We start from the raw sequence: 15546 nt of genomic DNA, 5'->3' as shown, positions 1-15546 counted from the left end.
CTTCCGGAAGGCTGGGCGACGACTGGCACTTTCGTCGGCGACACTCGTCGACCCTCCTTCCTCGAGAGGAAGGGCGAGGCAGTGAAACTCGCGACTACCTGGACATTCGGACTCCTGACCGCCGCCGCCGTGGTCTTCGGCGGCTTGGGCGGCGACTGGTCCGCGAATGCGGTCGGAACCACCCCGTGCCCCGTGATGCCGGTTCAGGCCGACGATCCTGACGACGACCACGAGCGACAGATGCGGGAGCAGGAACAGCGAGAACGCAACCAGGACCTCCGGGAACGGAGGGACGGAGGCGTGCCGCGTCTGTGCCTGCCCTACGAGGGCAGCTCCGCCGTCGCCTGAGTCGTCGAACCCGGCTGAGTGAGGGACTTTCCCGACCGGGTGGCGTGTCCCGGCTTGCGGCCGTCATGTGACTGTCGTCTCATGTAGCGAGACGGGCCGCCCCGAATCCGTCCGTCTCTGACCCACTGGGCTGACAGAGACCCCACCGGGAGAGGACGACACCATGACGACCGTGACGACCGACGTCGACGAGGTTCGGGAGATCGAGGGCGGTGCGGCTCCGCAGCGGTTCGCCCGCGGCTGGCACTGCGTCGGCCTGTCCAAGGACTTCACCGACGGGGAGCCACATGCCCTCAACGCCTTCGGCACCAAGCTCGTCGCGTTCGCCGACAGCGCCGGCGAGATCAAGGTCCTCGACGCCTATTGCCGGCACATGGGCGGTGACCTGAGCCAGGGCACCGTCAAGGGCGACTCCATCGCCTGCCCGTTCCACGACTGGCGCTGGGGTGGCAACGGCAAGTGCACCGCGATCCCCTATGCCCGCCGGGTTCCGCCGCTGGCCCGCACCCGGTCCTGGCCGGTACTCGACCAGGACGGTCTGCTGTTCGTCTACAACGACCCCGAGGGCAACCCTCCGCCCGAGGAGGTGCGTCCGCCCCGCATCCCCGGCGCCCTGGCCGACGACTGGACGGACTGGAAGGGCTTCAAGCAGACGATCGTGCACACGAACGTGCGCGAGCTCATCGACAACAACGTCGACATGGCGCACTTCTTCTACGTGCACGGCTCGTTCCCGACGTTCTTCCGCAACATCTTCGAGGGCCACGTCGCCGCCCAGTACATGAACGGCGTCGCCCGCGACGACATYCGGCCGCCCGCCAGACCCGGCGAGCCGCGGGTGCTCGGCAACTCCTCCGCCGCCGCCTACTACGGCCCGGCCTTCATGATCGACGAATTGACCTACCACTACGAGGGTTTCGACTCCGAGGCCATCCTGCTCAACTGCCACTACCCGATCGATGCGAACACCTTCGTGCTCACCTACGGCGTGATCGTGAAGTACTCCGAGCACCTCTCCCCCGAGGCCGCGGAGAAGCTGGCCGAGGGCATGAGCACGTTCATCAACAAGGGCTTCGAGCAGGACGTGGAGATCTGGCGCAACAAGACCCGGATCGACAACCCGCTGCTGTGCGAACAGGACGGTCCGGTCTACCAGCTGCGCCGCTGGTACGAGCAGTTCTACGTCGACGTCGCCGACATCACCCCGGACATGACCGACCGGTTCGAGTTCGAACTCGACACCACCCGGCCGGTCGAGTCGTGGAAGCGGGAGGTCGAGGAGAACCTCGCCCGCCGCGCGGCCGCCCAGGGCTGAGCCGTGCGGCCCGTGCAGTGCCGCGAGTGCGGGGTCACCGTGCTCGTGCAGAAGTTCAGTTGGGAACACACCGAGGTGCAGTGGACCGAGGAGGCCGTCGCGGCCTGCCCGGTGCTGGCACCGCTGGCAGCCCGGAGCGGCATCGCCACGCTGACCGGCGGCTGCGAGGCGATGCGGTCCTCGATCCGGGAGGCCGCCGTGGAGGGCCTTTTCGGCGACCTCGACTGAGCGGAAGCACCCGAACGGGCGGTTACCGGTTCGACCTCTCGACGGTTGGTCCGGCAACCGCCCGTTCGGCGAGCTGTACCCCGCCGAACAACGCGAGGTAGTCCTCGCGGCCGAACATCCTCGCGCTGTCGACCGCCGTGGGGTGCCCGGCGTTCGGGTCGGCGCCGGCCGCGGCGAGTGCCCGCACCACCGCCTCCTCGCCCTTGAAGATCGCGCCCGCGACCGGTGACTGACCGCGGCCGTTGAGCCGGTCGACGTCCGCGCCCCGCTCGATCAGCGCCTGCACCGCCTCGACGTGGCCGTGGTACGCGGCGAGCATCACCAGCGTGTCGCCGGTGCCGTTGGTGAGGTTCACCGGGACGCCCGCGTCGAGGTAGGCGGCGAGGGTGGCGGCGTCACCCGCCCGGGCCGCGTCGAAGACTCGCTGCGCGATCTCCTGCAACTGGGGGTCGATCGGTTCGTCCGTCATGTCGGCCGAAGCTACCCTGCCCGGCGCCGCACCACCCCTTCGACGGGCCCAGTCGCCGTGACCTACCGAATGTCGCATTCGTTCGCTCAGATTGAACGAATGCGACATTCGGTCGGCCGCAAGGGGGCTGCCGTCGGTGGCAGACGGTGGGGACGCCGTGGACTACCGGCGACGGCTACGGGGCGCGCAGGACATCGGTGCCGACGAACGGCTGCAGCGCCGCGGGCACCCGCACGCTGCCGTCGGCCTGCTGGTGGTTCTCCAGGATCGCGACCAGCCACCGGGTGGTGGCCAGCGTGCCGTTGAGGGTCGCGGCGGTCTGCGGCTTGCCGTTCTCGTCGCGGTAACGCACCGAGAGGCGCCGGGCCTGGAAGGTGGTGCAGTTCGAGGTGGACGACAGCTCGCGGTAGGCCTGCTGGGTAGGCACCCATGCCTCGCAGTCGAACTTGCGCGCCGCGGAAGAACCGAGGTCGCCGCCGGCGACGTCGATCACCCGGTACGGCACCTCGATGGCGGCGAGCATCTCGCGCTCCCAGGCCAGCAGCCGCTGGTGCTCGGCGTCCGCGTCCTCCGGCCGGCAGTAGGTGAACATCTCGACCTTGTCGAACTGGTGCACGCGGATGATGCCGCGGGTGTCCTTGCCGTAGCTGCCCGCCTCGCGGCGGAAGCAGGAGGACCAGCCGGCGTACCGCTTCGGCCCCGACGCCAGGTCCAGGATCTCGCCCGAGTGGTAGCCGGCGAGCGGCACCTCGGAGGTGCCGACGAGGTACAGGTCGTCCGCCTCGAGGTGGTACACCTCCTCGGCGTGCTGGCCCAGGAAGCCGGTGCCCTTCATGATCTCGGGGCGCACCAGCACCGGCGGGATCATCATCGTGAACCCGTTGGCCATCGCCTTCTGCGCCGCCAGCTGCAGCATGCCGAGCTGCAGCATCGCGCCGAACCCGGTCAGGAAGTAGAACCGGGCGCCGGAGACCTTGGCGCCACGCTCCATGTCGATCAGGCCCAGCGACTCGCCCAGCTCCAGGTGGTCCTTCGCCTCGAAGTCGAAGGTCGGCAGCTCACCGACGGTCTCGAGGGTGATGAAGTCGTCCTCGCCACCGGCGGGTGCGCCCTCCTGCACGACGTTGGAGATCGCCCGCTGCGCCGCGTCGAGGGCGGCGTCCGCCTCGTGCTGCGCGGCCTCGGCGTCCTTGACCTTCTGCGCCAGCTCCTTGGCCCCCTCGAGCAGGGCGGGACGGTCCTCCGGGGCGGCCTGGCCGACCTTCTTGCCGAGCGCCTTCTGCTCGGCCCGCAGGTTGTCCCCGGCGAGGACTGCTGCGCGGCGCGCCTCGTCGGCGGCCAACAGCGCATCGACCAGGGCCGGGTCCTCCCCGCGGGTGCGCTGGGACTCACGGACGACGTCGGGATTCTCGCGCAGGAACTTGAGGTCAATCACGCAGCAGACCCTACTTGGTCGGCGCCGGCGGCGATCGGGACCCGCGGGGAGGGCCGCCGCGCGGGCGCCAAGGTTCGGCCGCCGCCCAAGCCAACGGGCATGATGGAGGTGATGTCCGACGAATCCACACCCGAGACCCCGAGCGCCGACCCGACGGACGGCCCCCAGGACCGCGCCGAGGCCGCAGCGCCGGCGGACGCGCCCGCCGACGCGTCGGCGGACAACCCGCAGCAGCGGTACATGTCGGCCAGGACGACCCGGCGCGTGCTCGCCGCCGTCGCACTGGGCGCGGTCCTCGCCGCCCTGGTCACCGTGGTGTTCTCCGGCGGTTTCAAGAGCGAGACCGAGCTGATCAGCCACCCCAGCACCGGCGGGCCGATGTCCACCGGCGCGGTGGCGGGCACGGCGTTCGGCACCGCCGGCGTCGGCGACTGCCTGACCTGGACCAAGGACGACGCCAGCGACCTGTCGAAGGTGGACTGCTCTGCCAAGCACCTGTTCGAGGTGGCCGCCGAGGTGGACCTGAGCGTCTTCCCCGGCACCGAGTTCGGACCTGGCTCCCGGTTCCCGGGGGTGCTGCGTTTCTCCCAGCTGCGCGACGAGCACTGCGCGCCCGCGGTCAACGAGTACCTCGGCGCCCGGTACGACCCGCACGGCAAGTACAGCGTCGGCCTGATCAACCCCGGCGAGGCCGGCTGGGCGGCGGGCGAGCGCACGGTGCGCTGCGGTCTGCAGAACTCCGGCACCACCGGCACGCTGCAGCCGATCACCGGGACGGTGTCCGGCCAGGACCAGTCCAAGGCGTGGCCCGCGGGCACCTGCATCGGCATCAACCAGAACGTGCCCACCGACCCCGTCGACTGCGCCGAGGCGCACGCCTTCGAGGCGATCTCGGTGGTCGACCTGGGCGCGAAGTTCCCGGACGGGTTCCCGTCCGTCGAGGACCAGGACAAGTACCTGGAGGAGACCTGCACCCAGGCGTCGAACGAGTACCTCGGCGCCGACGGGCTGCGGAACAAGACCCTCACCCTGTTCTGGGACAACCTCGACCTGACCAGCTGGCTGGCGGGCAGTCGCAAGGTGAACTGCTCCGTCGGCAAGGAGGTCGACACCGGCGGCTTCGCGTCGATCGTGAACTCCACGAAGGGCGACATCCTGATCAACGGCGCACCGCCCGTCGCGCCGCCGCCCCTCCCGGAAGGCCGCTCCCTGCCCACCCCGCTGCCCGGCGCCGGCCCCGCACCGGCCGGCTGACATGCCGGTACGTATGACCGAGGCCGCCTTCGAGGAACTGGTCTCCGAGGCGCTGGACCTGATCCCGCCCAAGCTCGCCCGGGCCATCGACAACGTCGTGGTCCTGGTCGAGGACCGCGACCCCGAGGAGCCCGGGCTGCTCGGGCTCTACCAGGGCATCGCCCTGACCGAGCGGGACAGCCACTACGGCGGCTCGCTGCCCGACACCATCACCATCTACCGCGAGGCCCTGCTCGAGGTGTGCGAGAACGAGGAGCAGGTGGTCGAGGAGGTCGCGATCACCGTCATCCACGAGATCGCGCACTACTTCGGCATCGAGGAGGAGCGGCTCCACCAGCTCGGCTGGGGCTGAAACGGATCGCCGCAATGGGATGGGGATCCGGTGGCCGGTACCCTTACCGCGACAACCTGGCGATCGAGACGTTTGGTAGGACAATGGGTGAACCCGCCGGCGAGCCGGCTCAGCACGATGCCGCCGGCGACTGGCGCCAGATGAAGGACGTCGAGCTGACCCCTATCCTCTCGGCGTCGCTCGACGCCTTCTACGAGCTCGGCTACCACGGGACGACGGTGCGGGAGGTGGCCCGCCGGGTCGGGGTGACGGTTCCGGCCCTGTACTACCACCACGACAGCAAGGAAGGTTTGCTGATCGCGCTGCTCGAGTTGTCGACGGCCGATGTGCTGGCGCGGGCGCACGACGCCGATGCGGCCGGTGGTGACGATCCGGTCCAACGGCTCGCGAACGTCATCGAGGCGATCGTGTTGCGGATGACGAACCGGGCCCGCCTCGCGTCACTCGAGGGCGAGGTGCGGTACCTGAGTGCGGAGAACCGGCAGCGGTACCGCGCAGTGCGCAAGGGCATCGAGGAGGTGGTCCTCCGGATCGTCCAGGACGGCACGGCCAGTGAGGCCTTCGATGTCGACGATCCCGCGGAGACCACCCGCGCACTGCTCGGCATGTGCCAGTCCATCCCTCGCTGGTACCACGCGGAAGGCACCCTCTCTCCCGAAGAGGTCGCGAAGAAGTACGCCGCGATCGCGATGAAAACCGTTGGGGCGCACTAGGCGACTCCGCCACCCGCGAGTCCTTTCGGACCCTGCGGACCGGAAGGGCTCGGAGGGCCGTCAGCGACCGAAGACCGCCTGCCGTTTGCCCAGGAACGCGGCGACGCCCTCGGCGAAGTCGGCGGCGGCGAGCAGCTCGAGCTGGCCGGCCCGTTCCCGGGCGAACGCCGGGTCGAGCTGCCCGAGGGTCGCGTCGTTGATCGCGGTCTTGGTGGCCGCGAACGCGTCCGACGGTCCGTCGACGAGCCCCCGGACGAGCGCCTCGACGTCGTCGGCGAACGTCGCGTCCGGGAACACCCGCGCGATCAGACCCGCGTCGAGGGCGTCCGCGGCGGGCAGTCGCTCGGCGAGCAGCGCCATCCGCATCGCGCGGGCCCGGCCGATGGACGCCGCGACCAGCGCGGTCGCACCGCCGTCGGGCATCAGGCCGATCTTGGTGAACGCGAGCAGCAGGTAGCTGGACTCGGCGGCGACGGTCAGGTCAGCGCCGAGGGCGAGCGAGACCCCCACCCCGGCGGCCGGGCCGTTGACGGCCGCGACGACGGGGCGTGGAAACGCGCGCAGAGCAGCGACGAGCCGGTTGGCGGCGTCGATGGTGGACGGGTCGGGCGGGCCGGACAGGTCGCCGACGGTGGACAGGTCGGCGCCGGTGCAGAACGCCCGGCCTGCGCCGGTGAGCACGACGGCACGGACCGCGCGATCACCGGCGTGCTTGTCCAGGGCGTCGGCGGCCGCATCGAGGGTCTCGGTGGTGACGGAGTTCATCCGGGCGGGCCGGTTGACGGTTATGCGCAGGACGCCGTCGGCCAGGCCGACGAGGACGTCATTGGTGTCGGTGCTCATGAACTGTCCTTCTCGGGGAGTCAGGATCGGAAAGTGCGCGCCACTTTGCCGGTGGCGCTGCGGGATTCGAGTCCGCACAGTGCGGCGGCGGCCCCGGTCGAGGGGATGGATGGCGGGTTCGGTGTACCAGACCCCACTGAGCGGTCGCTGGCTAACGTCATCCGTTGACCACCTCCCGGGTAGCGTGATAGGTATCTTAGCGAGCGTTCAGTAAATCAATTTCGCAGAAGATCCCCCGAGGAGCAACCCATGGCCGACGAGTCGACCACCGCGCCCGAGCCCGCGGCGCTGTACGAGCGCCGAGGCAGCGTCGCGATCATCACCCTCAACCGCCCGCGCGCACTGAACGCCGTCAACGCGGCGCTCTCGACAGCTGTCGGGACCCTGCTCGACCAGGCCGACTCCGACGATGAGGTTCGGGCCATCGTCCTCACCGGCGCCGGGCGGGCCTTCTGTGCCGGCGCGGACTTGAAGGCGCTCGGCAGTGGCGCCCCCCTCGACGCCGAAGGCCACCCGGAATGGGGTTTCGCGGGCTTCGTCCAGCACTGGGTGAGCAAGCCGACGATTGCGGCGGTCAACGGGTTCGCCCTCGGCGGCGGCACCGAACTGGTGCTCGCGTCTGACCTTGCGGTCGTCGACGAACAGGCACAACTGGGGCTGCCGGAGGTCACGCGCGGGTTGTTCGCCGCGGCCGGCGGCGTGATCCGCCTGCAGCAGCAGGTCCCCCGCAAGGTCGCCCTCGAACTCGCGCTCACCGGCGCGCCCATCACCGCCGCTGACGGCCTGAGACTGGGTCTGGTCAACCGCGTCGCGCCCGCCGGCACCGCCCTCGAGGTCGCCCTCGAACTCGCCGAGAGCATCGCCGCGAACGCGCCGCTGGCCGTGCGCGAATCGAAGTCGATGATCCACCGGACGGCTTCCGACTCGGACTGGGAACAGGACGTGTGGGACCGGAACGCCGAGGCCGTGAAGCTCGTCTTCACCAGCGCCGACGCGCAGGAAGGCCCGAAGGCCTTCGCCGAGAAGCGCCCGCCTGTCTGGCAGGGCCGCTGACCACCCCCCGATCTCGGCCCGGTGCTCCGCTGAGCCCCTGCCTCCGGGGCGCCGGGCCGCACCACCTTCCTCCCTCCCCCGAAAGGTTCCCCTCATGACCAACGCTGTCATCGTCGACGCCGTCCGCCTCGCATCCGGACGAGGCAAGCCCGGCGGCGCCCTGTCCGGGACCCATCCCGTCGAGATGCTGTCCCACGTGCTGCGCACCCTCGTCGACCGCAACGGCCTCGACCCCGCCCAGGTCGACGACGTCATCGGCGGCTGTGTCCAGCAGGTCGGCGAGCAGGCCCTCAACATCTCCCGCACCGCGCTGCTCGCCGCAGGCTTCCCGGAGTCCGTGCCCGCCACCACCATCGACCGCCAGTGCGGGTCGAGCCAGCAGGCCGCACACTTCGGCGCCCAGGGCGTCATCGCCGGCGCCTACGACATCGTGATCGCCTGCGGCGTCGAGTCGATGAGCCGTATCCCCATGGGCACGTCCTCCATGGGCCAGGACACAGCCGGCGCCGGCATCGCCGCCCGCTACCCGGAGGGCCTGATCCACCAGGGCATCTCCGCCGAACTGATCTCCGCGAAGTGGAAGCTCGACCGCGAGGCCCTCGACGCGTTCTCCGCGCAGTCGCACCAGCGTGCCGCCGCAGCGATCGCCGCGGGCGCGTTCGACAAGGAGATCGTGCCGATCACCGTCACGAACGCCGCCGGTGAGACCGTCACGCACACCGTCGACGAGACGGTCCGCACCAGCACCACCGCCGAGGGCCTGGCCGGCCTGCGTCCGTCGTTCCGCACCGACGAGTTCGCGGCCCGGTTCCCCGACGCCCCGTGGCAGATCACCCCGGGCAACTCCTCCCCCTTCACCGACGGCGCCTCCGCCGTGCTGATCATGAGCGAGGAGATGGCGAACAAGCTGGGGCTCACCCCGCGCGCCCGGTTCCACTCGTTCTCCGTGGTCGGCGACGACCCGATGCTCATGCTCACCGCCCCCATCCCCGCCACCCACAAGGTCCTGGCCAAGGCGGGCCTGAGCATCGACGACATCGACGCCTACGAGGTCAACGAGGCCTTCGCGCCGGTGCCGTTGGCCTGGGCCCACGAGTTCGGCGCCGACCCCGCCAAGCTCAACCCCCTCGGTGGCGCCATCTCCCTCGGTCATGCACTCGGGTCCTCGGGCACCCGACTGATGACCACCCTGCTCAACCACCTCGAGGCCACCGGCGGACGCTACGGCCTGCAGACCATGTGCGAGGGCGCCGGCATGGCCAACGCCACCATCATCGAACGACTCTGAGACACGCCACTTCCCGAAAGGAACACCACATGATCGTCAACGACAGCGTCGCCCTCGTCACCGGCGGCGCCTCCGGCCTCGGCCTGGCCACCGCCAAGGCCCTCCTCGCCGACGGCGCCCAGGTGGTCATCGTCGACCTCCCCAGCTCCAACGGCGAGGTCGTCGCCAAGGAACTCGGTGACCGGGTGCGCTTCGCCGCGGCCGACGTCACCGACGAGGCCGCCGTGACCGCCGCCCTCGACCTGGCCGAGTCCCTCGGCACCCTGCGAGTGCTGGTGAACTGCGCCGGCATCGGCAACGCCGTCAAGACCGTCGGCAAGCAGGGCGCCTTCCCGCTCGACTCCTTCACCAAGATCATCAACGTCAACCTCGTCGGCACCTTCAACGTGCTTCGCCTTGCCGCCGAGCGTATCTCGAAGACCGAACCCATCGACGGCGAGCGCGGCGTCATCATCAACACCGCCTCCGTCGCCGCGTTCGACGGCCAGATCGGCCAGGCCGCGTACTCCGCCTCGAAGGGCGGCGTCGTCGGCATGACCCTGCCGATCGCCCGCGACCTCGCGTCGCTGCTGATCCGCGTCGTCACCATCGCACCCGGCCTGTTCAAGACCCCGCTGCTCGGCTCGCTGCCCGAAGCCGCACAGGCCTCGCTCGGCCAGCAGGTGCCGCACCCGTCCCGTCTCGGCGATCCGTCGGAGTACGGCGCCCTGGCCGCGCACATCGTCTCGAACCCGATGCTCAACGGCGAGACCATCCGTCTCGACGGCGCCATCCGCATGGCCCCGCGCTGACCCACACGTGATCGAGGAGGGGCCGATGTCCGCACCGCCCGAAACCATCACCAACTGGCGGGAATTCGAGCCGATGCAGCTCGGCCCCATCCTCGACCACGCCCTGGATGCCTTCCACGAGAACGGCTTCCACGGCACCACGGTCCGCGACCTGGCCCGTCGGGTCGGGGTAACGGTGCCCGCCCTGTACTACCACCACGAGAACAAGGAAGCGGTTCTCGTGGCGTTGCTCGACACCGCGGTCCGCGACCTGATCGACCGCTGCGCCGCCGCGGTCGCCGACGGCGGTGACGATCCGGTCCTGCGCTTCGCCTACTTCTTCGATGCGGTGGTGCTGAACATGACGCACCGCTCCCGACAGTCCGCGCTCGACTCCGAGCTGCGGCACGTCGCGCCGGAAAACCGCCGCAACTACGCGGCGACCCGCAAGAGGCTCGAACTCATGGCCCTCGACCTGGTGACGGACGGCGTCGACCGGAGGGTCTTCGTCGTCGACGACATCCCGGAGACAGTGCGTGCGCTCCTCGGCATGGGTCAGTCGATCGCCCGCTGGTTCCAGATCGACGGCCCGTTGACCCCCGACGCTGTTGCCGCCCGCTACACCGCCATCGCCCTGCGCGTCGTCGGACATCCCACCGCTTCCTGACAACCCGTACCGCTCGGCAGCAACCGGGGAACCCGCACCGTCAACGCCTGATCCAGCAAGGAGCAAGGACAATGCAGCGCAACCACTTCGAATCCGACCACGAGGACTACCGCGGCACCGTCCGCGAGTTCCTGGCCCGCGAGGTCGAACCCCACTACCTGCAGTGGGAGGAAGACCGGCTGATCGACCGAGGGTCCTACGTCGCCGCGGGCAAGTCCGGCATCCTCGGCCTCGGCGTCCCCGAGGAGTTCGGCGGGTCGGGTGTCACCGACTACCGGTTCCGGCAGGTCGTTTCCGAGGAGATCGCCCGCACCGGCACCACGTCGTTCGGGTCCAGCCTCTCCCTGCAGGACGACATCACGATCCCCTACATCCTGCACCTGGGTACCGCGGCACAGAAGGATCGCTGGCTGCCGAGTATGGCCGCCGGCGAGGTGATCGGCGCCATCGCGATGACCGAACCGGGCGCCGGTTCCGACCTGCAGGGCGTCAAGACCACCGCGGTCCAGGACGGCGACGAGTGGGTGATCAACGGCCAGAAGACCTTCATCACCAACGGCATTCACTCCGACCTGGTGATCGTCGTGTGCCGCACCGACCCGAACGCGGGAAGCAAGGGCTTCTCGCTGATCGTCGTCGAACGCGACACCCCCGGCTTCAGCCGCGGACGCAAGCTGCACAAGGTGGGGCTCGCCGCGCAGGACACCGCAGAGCTCGTCTTCGAGAACGTCAGGGTGCCCGCGGAGAACCTGCTCGGTACCGAGGGCCGCGGCTTCATCCACCTGATGGAGAACCTGCCGCTGGAGCGGATCGGGATCGCCGTCGGCGCCATCACTGCCGCCCGGGCCGCCTACGAGTGGACCAAGAGCTATGCGTTCGAGCGCAAGGCGTTCGGCAAGCCGATCGGCGACCTGCAGAACTCGCGGTTCGTGCTCGCCGAGATGCTCACCGAGATCGAGGTCACCGAGTCCCACATCGACCGCTGCGTGATCGCCCTGAACGCAGGCGAACTGACCGCCGTCGACGCGTCCAAGGCGAAGTGGTGGGCCACCGAGCTCCAGAAGCGGGTCGTGGACCGCGGAGTGCAGCTGCACGGCGGCTACGGATTCATGATGGAGTACCCGATCGGCCGCGCCTACGTCGACACCCGCATCCAGACGATCTACGGCGGCACCACCGAGATCATGAAGGAGATCATCGGACGGGACATCGCCGCCGAGTTCCGGTGACACGAATTCTCTGAACCATACCGGCGGGCAACCTGCTTGGAGGGAGATCGCCCGACTTCCGCTACTCCGACTCGCTCGGCGTCGAGGCAAACGGCAACGTCTGCCCTGGTTCTCAACAACCAAGCGGCCCTGGTCTGATGGAGCCTCTGAGCCCGTACATCCGGCAAGCAGCGGTTCCACCGGGCGTGCACACGGCGACCTGCCATGTGCACGCCCAGTGCTCGCTGTCGGCCTGTCCGGCGCCCAGGACTCGTCAGTAATGCTCGATGTGGGCCCGGATCGCTCCGTCGGCTCGCACCCAGCCCTTCCCTCGCGCGTACTCCCGCATTGCCTGGAAGCCGGCCCGCCAGTCGTCACCGGCACCATCCGCATCGGCCAGTCGTGCGACCGCCGCAGCGGATATCCAGGCATTCCCGCCGACTGTCTCCCCCACCGATGCAGCCTCGAGAGCCTCTCCTACCCGAACGGTCCCGTAGTCGGCCGGCGCACGCACCGCAAAGCCGGTGAAGGTGTCCCGATTCTCCAACCGAACGGCACCGAACTCGTTTACCACCAATTGCATAACTGGTCCTCAGTCCTGAGTGTGCTGGGACGGCAGGGACTTTCCTGCCAAGGTTCGTTCGCTCCCGGGGTCTCACGGCTGCCTCCGACTACGAGACGCGGATCCCGGAGGTCCCCGAAGGGGACGATGCGTGCGCGACTCCAGGTCAACCTTTCTCGAAACTCGAGTGGCGGAGCCAACTTCAGCGACCGGAGCGTCATCCCGCGCCACGACGCACCCCAAATCCTCCAACCCGCTGCCCTTCGCCCCGCTGTCCGCGACTCCCGGGACTGCGAGTCCGGACCCCGAACATACCCCGACTCGAGAGTCCCAGCGTCCTAGCGCCTTTCGGCATCCTCCACCCGCGCGACCTTGCCCGCAAGACCTTCGCTCCAGGTCTTGACGCGGCACAAAACTAAAACTAACGTCACTTTTAGTTATTGTGACTCGCACCACCGGAAGGAACATCACATGGAACTGGGCGTCATGAGCCTCGGCGACCACCTGCCCAACCCGCACACGGGGATTCGCACTTCACAGGGCGAGCGTCTGCGCTCCGTCGTCGACAGCTCGGTGGAAGCGGAGAGCTTGGGATTCTCCATGATCGCGCTGGGAGAGCACCACTTCAACGACTACATCATCTCTTCACCGCAGCTCATGCTCGCTGCAATTGCCGAGCGCACCGAGCGGATCCGGCTGGCCACTGCCGTGACCCTGCTGGCCACCTCGGACCCCGTCCGCGTGGCAGAGGATTTCGCAACGCTCGACCAGCTGTCCGGAGGTCGGGCCGAAATCGTCGTCGGACGCGGCATCAACCCCGAAACCTACGCGGCATTCGGCGGCCTGGACCCCAAGCAGGGCCACGCCATCATGAGCGAGAAGGTCCAGCTGCTGGATCAGCTCTGGAACTCGAAGGAGCCCTTCAACTGGTCCGGCGAGTTCCGCGGACCGCTCGAGAACGTACAGCTCAAGCCCTCACCGCTCGCGAGCGCACCCCGCGTGTGGATGGGCACCGGCACCACCGAGGAGTCCGTCCGACGCACCGCCGCACAAGGGCTACCGCTGATGCTGCCGAGCATCTTTGCCCGCATCGATACCTGGGGCCCGCTCGTGAGGATCTACCGCGAGCTCATGGAGGAGCAGGGCAAGCAGGCGATGGTTGGCTCCTGCAGCTACGTTCACGTCGCACCTGACAGCCAGACCGCACGCGAGCAGTGGCGCCCCTACTTGACCGGGTATGTCACGTGGGCACGCCAACTGCTCGGCAACAAGTCCCCCGTGAACTACGAGGAACTGATCGAGGGAACGGCTATGTGTGGCAGCCCGGAAGAGGTCCTCGATCGAATGGGCACGTTCAAGGAGACCATAGATCCCGACATCCACCTCGCCGCCTTCGACTGCGGTGCACTCCCGCACGAGATGCTCATGGACACGATGGCGCTGTTCGCCGCCGAGGTCATGCCCAAGCTGTAAGTGCATCCCCGTCAGCGATATCGATACAATCGAGGCCTACAGCGACAAGATCAAAGGGGCCATCAAGGTGCACACAACGAGTACCGGGCACCAGCACGTGGGCACGAAGGGGCAGCAGACCGCACAGCTCATCAAGACCGCTGCACGCACCGTCTTCAAGCGCGACGGCTATCTCAATGCCAGGATGACCGATATCGCTGACGAGGCCGGCAAGTCTCCGGCCACGCTCTACAACTACTTCGACAACAAGCGGGAGATCCTCCACGCGATGTTGGAGGACTTCTTGAACCGCGTCCTCGATCAGGGGAACCCTGATCCGCAGGGCGTGTACACCTCGGAATCACTGAGATCGGCCATCGCCGTGTTCTGGCGCACCTACACCGAGTTCCTTCCTGAACTGGTCGGAATCACGCACGCTGCGTCGGTCGAGGACGAGTTCCTGCAAGCGTGGATGCAGATTCGTGAGGTAGGCGTCAAACAGATTGCCGGACGAGTCAAAGTGCTTCAGCGAGAAGGGATGGTGGATCCGAAGCTGGATCCGTACGTCACCGCATCAGCGCTCTCCTCCATGCTCGAACACAGTTGTTATCTGTGGCTGGGCATGGGTGTACAAGGGATTGGGCGACCTGGGTCGGATGACGAGGCGATCGACACCCTCACCTACCTGTGGTCGCGCGCGCTGGGAATCGAATGACCTGCGATTCCGTAGTGCGCACGGGGTAGGTCAGAGAACGTCCGCGAGTTCCTTGAGCAGCGCGGCCTTGCCCTTCGCACCGACGATCGTCTTGACCGGCTTGCCACCCTTGAACAGGATCAGCGTCGGGATCGACTTGACCTGGAAGTCGCGGCCGGAGGCCGGGTTGGCATCGATGTCGAGCTTCGCGATGGTCAACTTCTCACTGTTCTCACCGGCAATTTCCTCGAGAACCGGGGCAACCATCTTGCACGGGCCGCACCACGTAGCCCAGAAGTCGACCAGAACAGGCTTGTCACTTGCCAGGACGTCCTGCTTGAAGGAATCGTCGGTGATGGTGACGGTATTCGACACGATTACTCCTCGAGGGTGGGAACGAGCGTAAAGGTAAGGCGATCAGAGGTCAGGGCGCGCCGACGACATCGACACTGTGACCGGCAGCGTCGAGCGTGTTGGCGGTGATGTCCCCACGATCGGCAAGCCAGCGTTCGGCATCGATCGCCGCGGAGCATCCGGTGCCGGCAGCGGTGACGGCCTGACGGTACGTGTGATCGACCAGGTCACCGGCAGCGAACACGCCGTCGACGGAGGTCGCGGTGGAACCCGGGGCGACGCGGACGTAGCCGGCGTCGTCGAGCTCGACCTGGCCCTTGACGAGTTCACTGCGCGGATCGTGACCGATGGCGACAAACATGCCCGTGATGTCGAGGGTGGAGGTTTCACCGGTGACGGTGTCGCGGACCTCGAGGCCGGTGACACTGTTCTCGCCGAGCACCTCGACGGGTTCGGTGTTGGTCAGGAAGCGGATCTTCTCGTTGGCCTTGGCGCGTTCGAGCATGATCCGTGAGGCGCGGAACTCCTCGCGGCGGTGCAC

The 15546-nt window shown here is 68.3% G+C and carries 19 protein-coding genes; 13 read left to right on the top strand and 6 right to left on the bottom strand.

The window, feature by feature from the left end; genetic code table 11:
• Positions 1 to 81: 81 nt before the first annotated feature.
• From AC1DU4_RS12510 to AC1DU4_RS12500, 3 genes are all read left to right on the top strand, one after another.
• Entirely contained in the window at positions 82 to 348 is a 267-nt protein-coding gene (locus AC1DU4_RS12510; RefSeq protein WP_477840237.1) for a hypothetical protein, read from the top strand.
• A gap of 163 nt (positions 349 to 511) precedes the next feature.
• Positions 512 to 1663, top strand: coding sequence for a 3-ketosteroid-9-alpha-monooxygenase, oxygenase component (locus AC1DU4_RS12505; protein ID WP_477840235.1), 1152 nt, complete (start codon positions 512 to 514; stop codon positions 1661 to 1663).
• A gap of 3 nt (positions 1664 to 1666) precedes the next feature.
• Positions 1667 to 1891: a hypothetical protein gene (locus AC1DU4_RS12500; RefSeq protein ID WP_477840233.1), complete on the top strand. Its 225-nt coding sequence runs from the start codon at positions 1667 to 1669 to the stop codon at positions 1889 to 1891.
• A gap of 22 nt (positions 1892 to 1913) precedes the next feature.
• Here the strand turns inward: AC1DU4_RS12500 and AC1DU4_RS12495 are convergent, their stop codons facing one another.
• Positions 1914 to 2360 carry an ankyrin repeat domain-containing protein gene (locus AC1DU4_RS12495; RefSeq protein WP_477840231.1) on the bottom strand — a complete coding sequence of 149 codons (447 nt, stop codon included), beginning with the start codon at positions 2358 to 2360 and terminating at the stop codon, positions 1914 to 1916.
• 175 nt (positions 2361 to 2535) lie between these two features.
• The gene (gene serS / locus AC1DU4_RS12490; RefSeq protein WP_072844458.1) at positions 2536 to 3795 is read right to left on the bottom strand and encodes a serine--tRNA ligase; all 1260 of its coding nucleotides are present in this window, start codon (positions 3793 to 3795) and stop codon (positions 2536 to 2538) included.
• A 240-nt stretch (positions 3796 to 4035) separates the two neighbouring features.
• Between serS and AC1DU4_RS12485 the strand changes: the two genes are divergently transcribed.
• The 3 genes from AC1DU4_RS12485 to AC1DU4_RS12475 all read left to right on the top strand — a co-directional run bounded on the left by AC1DU4_RS12485 (position 4036) and on the right by AC1DU4_RS12475 (position 6114).
• Positions 4036 to 5049, top strand: coding sequence for a septum formation family protein (locus tag AC1DU4_RS12485; RefSeq protein WP_072844608.1), 1014 nt, complete (start codon positions 4036 to 4038; stop codon positions 5047 to 5049).
• A gap of 1 nt (position 5050) precedes the next feature.
• The gene (locus tag AC1DU4_RS12480) at positions 5051 to 5401 is read left to right on the top strand and encodes a metallopeptidase family protein (protein WP_477840229.1); all 351 of its coding nucleotides are present in this window, start codon (positions 5051 to 5053) and stop codon (positions 5399 to 5401) included.
• 83 nt (positions 5402 to 5484) lie between these two features.
• Positions 5485 to 6114 (top strand): TetR/AcrR family transcriptional regulator, encoded by a 630-nt coding sequence (locus AC1DU4_RS12475; RefSeq protein WP_477840227.1) that lies wholly within the window; start codon positions 5485 to 5487, stop codon positions 6112 to 6114.
• Positions 6115 to 6174: 60 nt separating this feature from the next.
• On the opposite strand, the gene AC1DU4_RS12470 is transcribed toward AC1DU4_RS12475, so the two are convergent.
• Entirely contained in the window at positions 6175 to 6957 is a 783-nt protein-coding gene (locus tag AC1DU4_RS12470) for an enoyl-CoA hydratase (protein ID WP_477840225.1), read from the bottom strand.
• 249 nt (positions 6958 to 7206) lie between these two features.
• On the opposite strand from AC1DU4_RS12470, the gene AC1DU4_RS12465 reads away from it, so the two are divergent.
• The 5 genes from AC1DU4_RS12465 to AC1DU4_RS12445 all read left to right on the top strand — a co-directional run bounded on the left by AC1DU4_RS12465 (position 7207) and on the right by AC1DU4_RS12445 (position 11964).
• On the top strand, positions 7207 to 8010 hold the full coding sequence (locus AC1DU4_RS12465) for a crotonase/enoyl-CoA hydratase family protein (RefSeq protein WP_477840223.1): 804 nt from the start codon (positions 7207 to 7209) through the stop codon (positions 8008 to 8010).
• Between the two features lie 94 nt (positions 8011 to 8104).
• The gene (locus AC1DU4_RS12460; RefSeq protein ID WP_477840221.1) at positions 8105 to 9298 is read left to right on the top strand and encodes a thiolase family protein; all 1194 of its coding nucleotides are present in this window, start codon (positions 8105 to 8107) and stop codon (positions 9296 to 9298) included.
• Positions 9299 to 9327: 29 nt separating this feature from the next.
• Positions 9328 to 10089, top strand: coding sequence for a 3-hydroxyacyl-CoA dehydrogenase (locus AC1DU4_RS12455; RefSeq protein ID WP_072844451.1), 762 nt, complete (start codon positions 9328 to 9330; stop codon positions 10087 to 10089).
• 25 nt (positions 10090 to 10114) lie between these two features.
• Positions 10115 to 10735, top strand: coding sequence for a TetR/AcrR family transcriptional regulator (locus AC1DU4_RS12450; protein WP_477840218.1), 621 nt, complete (start codon positions 10115 to 10117; stop codon positions 10733 to 10735).
• Positions 10736 to 10806: 71 nt separating this feature from the next.
• Positions 10807 to 11964: an acyl-CoA dehydrogenase family protein gene (locus AC1DU4_RS12445; RefSeq protein ID WP_477840216.1), complete on the top strand. Its 1158-nt coding sequence runs from the start codon at positions 10807 to 10809 to the stop codon at positions 11962 to 11964.
• Between the two features lie 253 nt (positions 11965 to 12217).
• On the opposite strand, the gene AC1DU4_RS12440 is transcribed toward AC1DU4_RS12445, so the two are convergent.
• The gene (locus AC1DU4_RS12440; protein WP_477840214.1) at positions 12218 to 12526 is read right to left on the bottom strand and encodes a hypothetical protein; all 309 of its coding nucleotides are present in this window, start codon (positions 12524 to 12526) and stop codon (positions 12218 to 12220) included.
• A gap of 450 nt (positions 12527 to 12976) precedes the next feature.
• Here AC1DU4_RS12440 and AC1DU4_RS12435 point away from each other — a divergent pair, with 450 nt between their 5' ends.
• Entirely contained in the window at positions 12977 to 13978 is a 1002-nt protein-coding gene (locus AC1DU4_RS12435) for an LLM class flavin-dependent oxidoreductase (protein ID WP_477840213.1), read from the top strand.
• Positions 13979 to 14075: 97 nt separating this feature from the next.
• A complete protein-coding gene (locus AC1DU4_RS12430; protein ID WP_477840211.1) occupies positions 14076 to 14672 on the top strand; it encodes a TetR/AcrR family transcriptional regulator in 597 nt (198 codons plus the stop codon).
• Positions 14673 to 14702: 30 nt separating this feature from the next.
• On the opposite strand, the gene trxA is transcribed toward AC1DU4_RS12430, so the two are convergent.
• Complete coding sequence (gene trxA / locus AC1DU4_RS12425; protein WP_114722025.1) at positions 14703 to 15026, bottom strand: thioredoxin; 324 nt, start codon at positions 15024 to 15026, stop codon at positions 14703 to 14705.
• 49 nt (positions 15027 to 15075) lie between these two features.
• Positions 15076 to 15546 (bottom strand): NAD(P)/FAD-dependent oxidoreductase (locus AC1DU4_RS12420; protein ID WP_477840208.1); only part of this gene is annotated, 471 nt, incomplete at its 5' end.

This window comes from Rhodococcus sp. P4_F5 (assembly GCF_056401315.1).
The sequence above is the reverse complement of the archived record's forward strand: the minus strand, read 5'-3'. Positions and strand labels throughout refer to the sequence as shown.

Coding starts and splice junctions, on each gene's coding strand:
- AC1DU4_RS12495 (WP_477840231.1), bottom strand. CDS start 2,360: ATGACGGACGAACCGATCGACCCCCAGTTGCAGGAGATCGCGCAGCGA.
- AC1DU4_RS12485 (WP_072844608.1), top strand. CDS start 4,036: ATGTCGGCCAGGACGACCCGGCGCGTGCTCGCCGCCGTCGCACTGGGC.
- AC1DU4_RS12480 (WP_477840229.1), top strand. CDS start 5,051: ATGCCGGTACGTATGACCGAGGCCGCCTTCGAGGAACTGGTCTCCGAG.
- AC1DU4_RS12475 (WP_477840227.1), top strand. CDS start 5,485: ATGGGTGAACCCGCCGGCGAGCCGGCTCAGCACGATGCCGCCGGCGAC.
- AC1DU4_RS12470 (WP_477840225.1), bottom strand. CDS start 6,957: ATGAGCACCGACACCAATGACGTCCTCGTCGGCCTGGCCGACGGCGTC.
- AC1DU4_RS12465 (WP_477840223.1), top strand. CDS start 7,207: ATGGCCGACGAGTCGACCACCGCGCCCGAGCCCGCGGCGCTGTACGAG.
- AC1DU4_RS12460 (WP_477840221.1), top strand. CDS start 8,105: ATGACCAACGCTGTCATCGTCGACGCCGTCCGCCTCGCATCCGGACGA.
- AC1DU4_RS12455 (WP_072844451.1), top strand. CDS start 9,328: ATGATCGTCAACGACAGCGTCGCCCTCGTCACCGGCGGCGCCTCCGGC.
- AC1DU4_RS12450 (WP_477840218.1), top strand. CDS start 10,115: ATGTCCGCACCGCCCGAAACCATCACCAACTGGCGGGAATTCGAGCCG.
- AC1DU4_RS12445 (WP_477840216.1), top strand. CDS start 10,807: ATGCAGCGCAACCACTTCGAATCCGACCACGAGGACTACCGCGGCACC.
- AC1DU4_RS12440 (WP_477840214.1), bottom strand. CDS start 12,526: ATGCAATTGGTGGTAAACGAGTTCGGTGCCGTTCGGTTGGAGAATCGG.
- AC1DU4_RS12435 (WP_477840213.1), top strand. CDS start 12,977: ATGGAACTGGGCGTCATGAGCCTCGGCGACCACCTGCCCAACCCGCAC.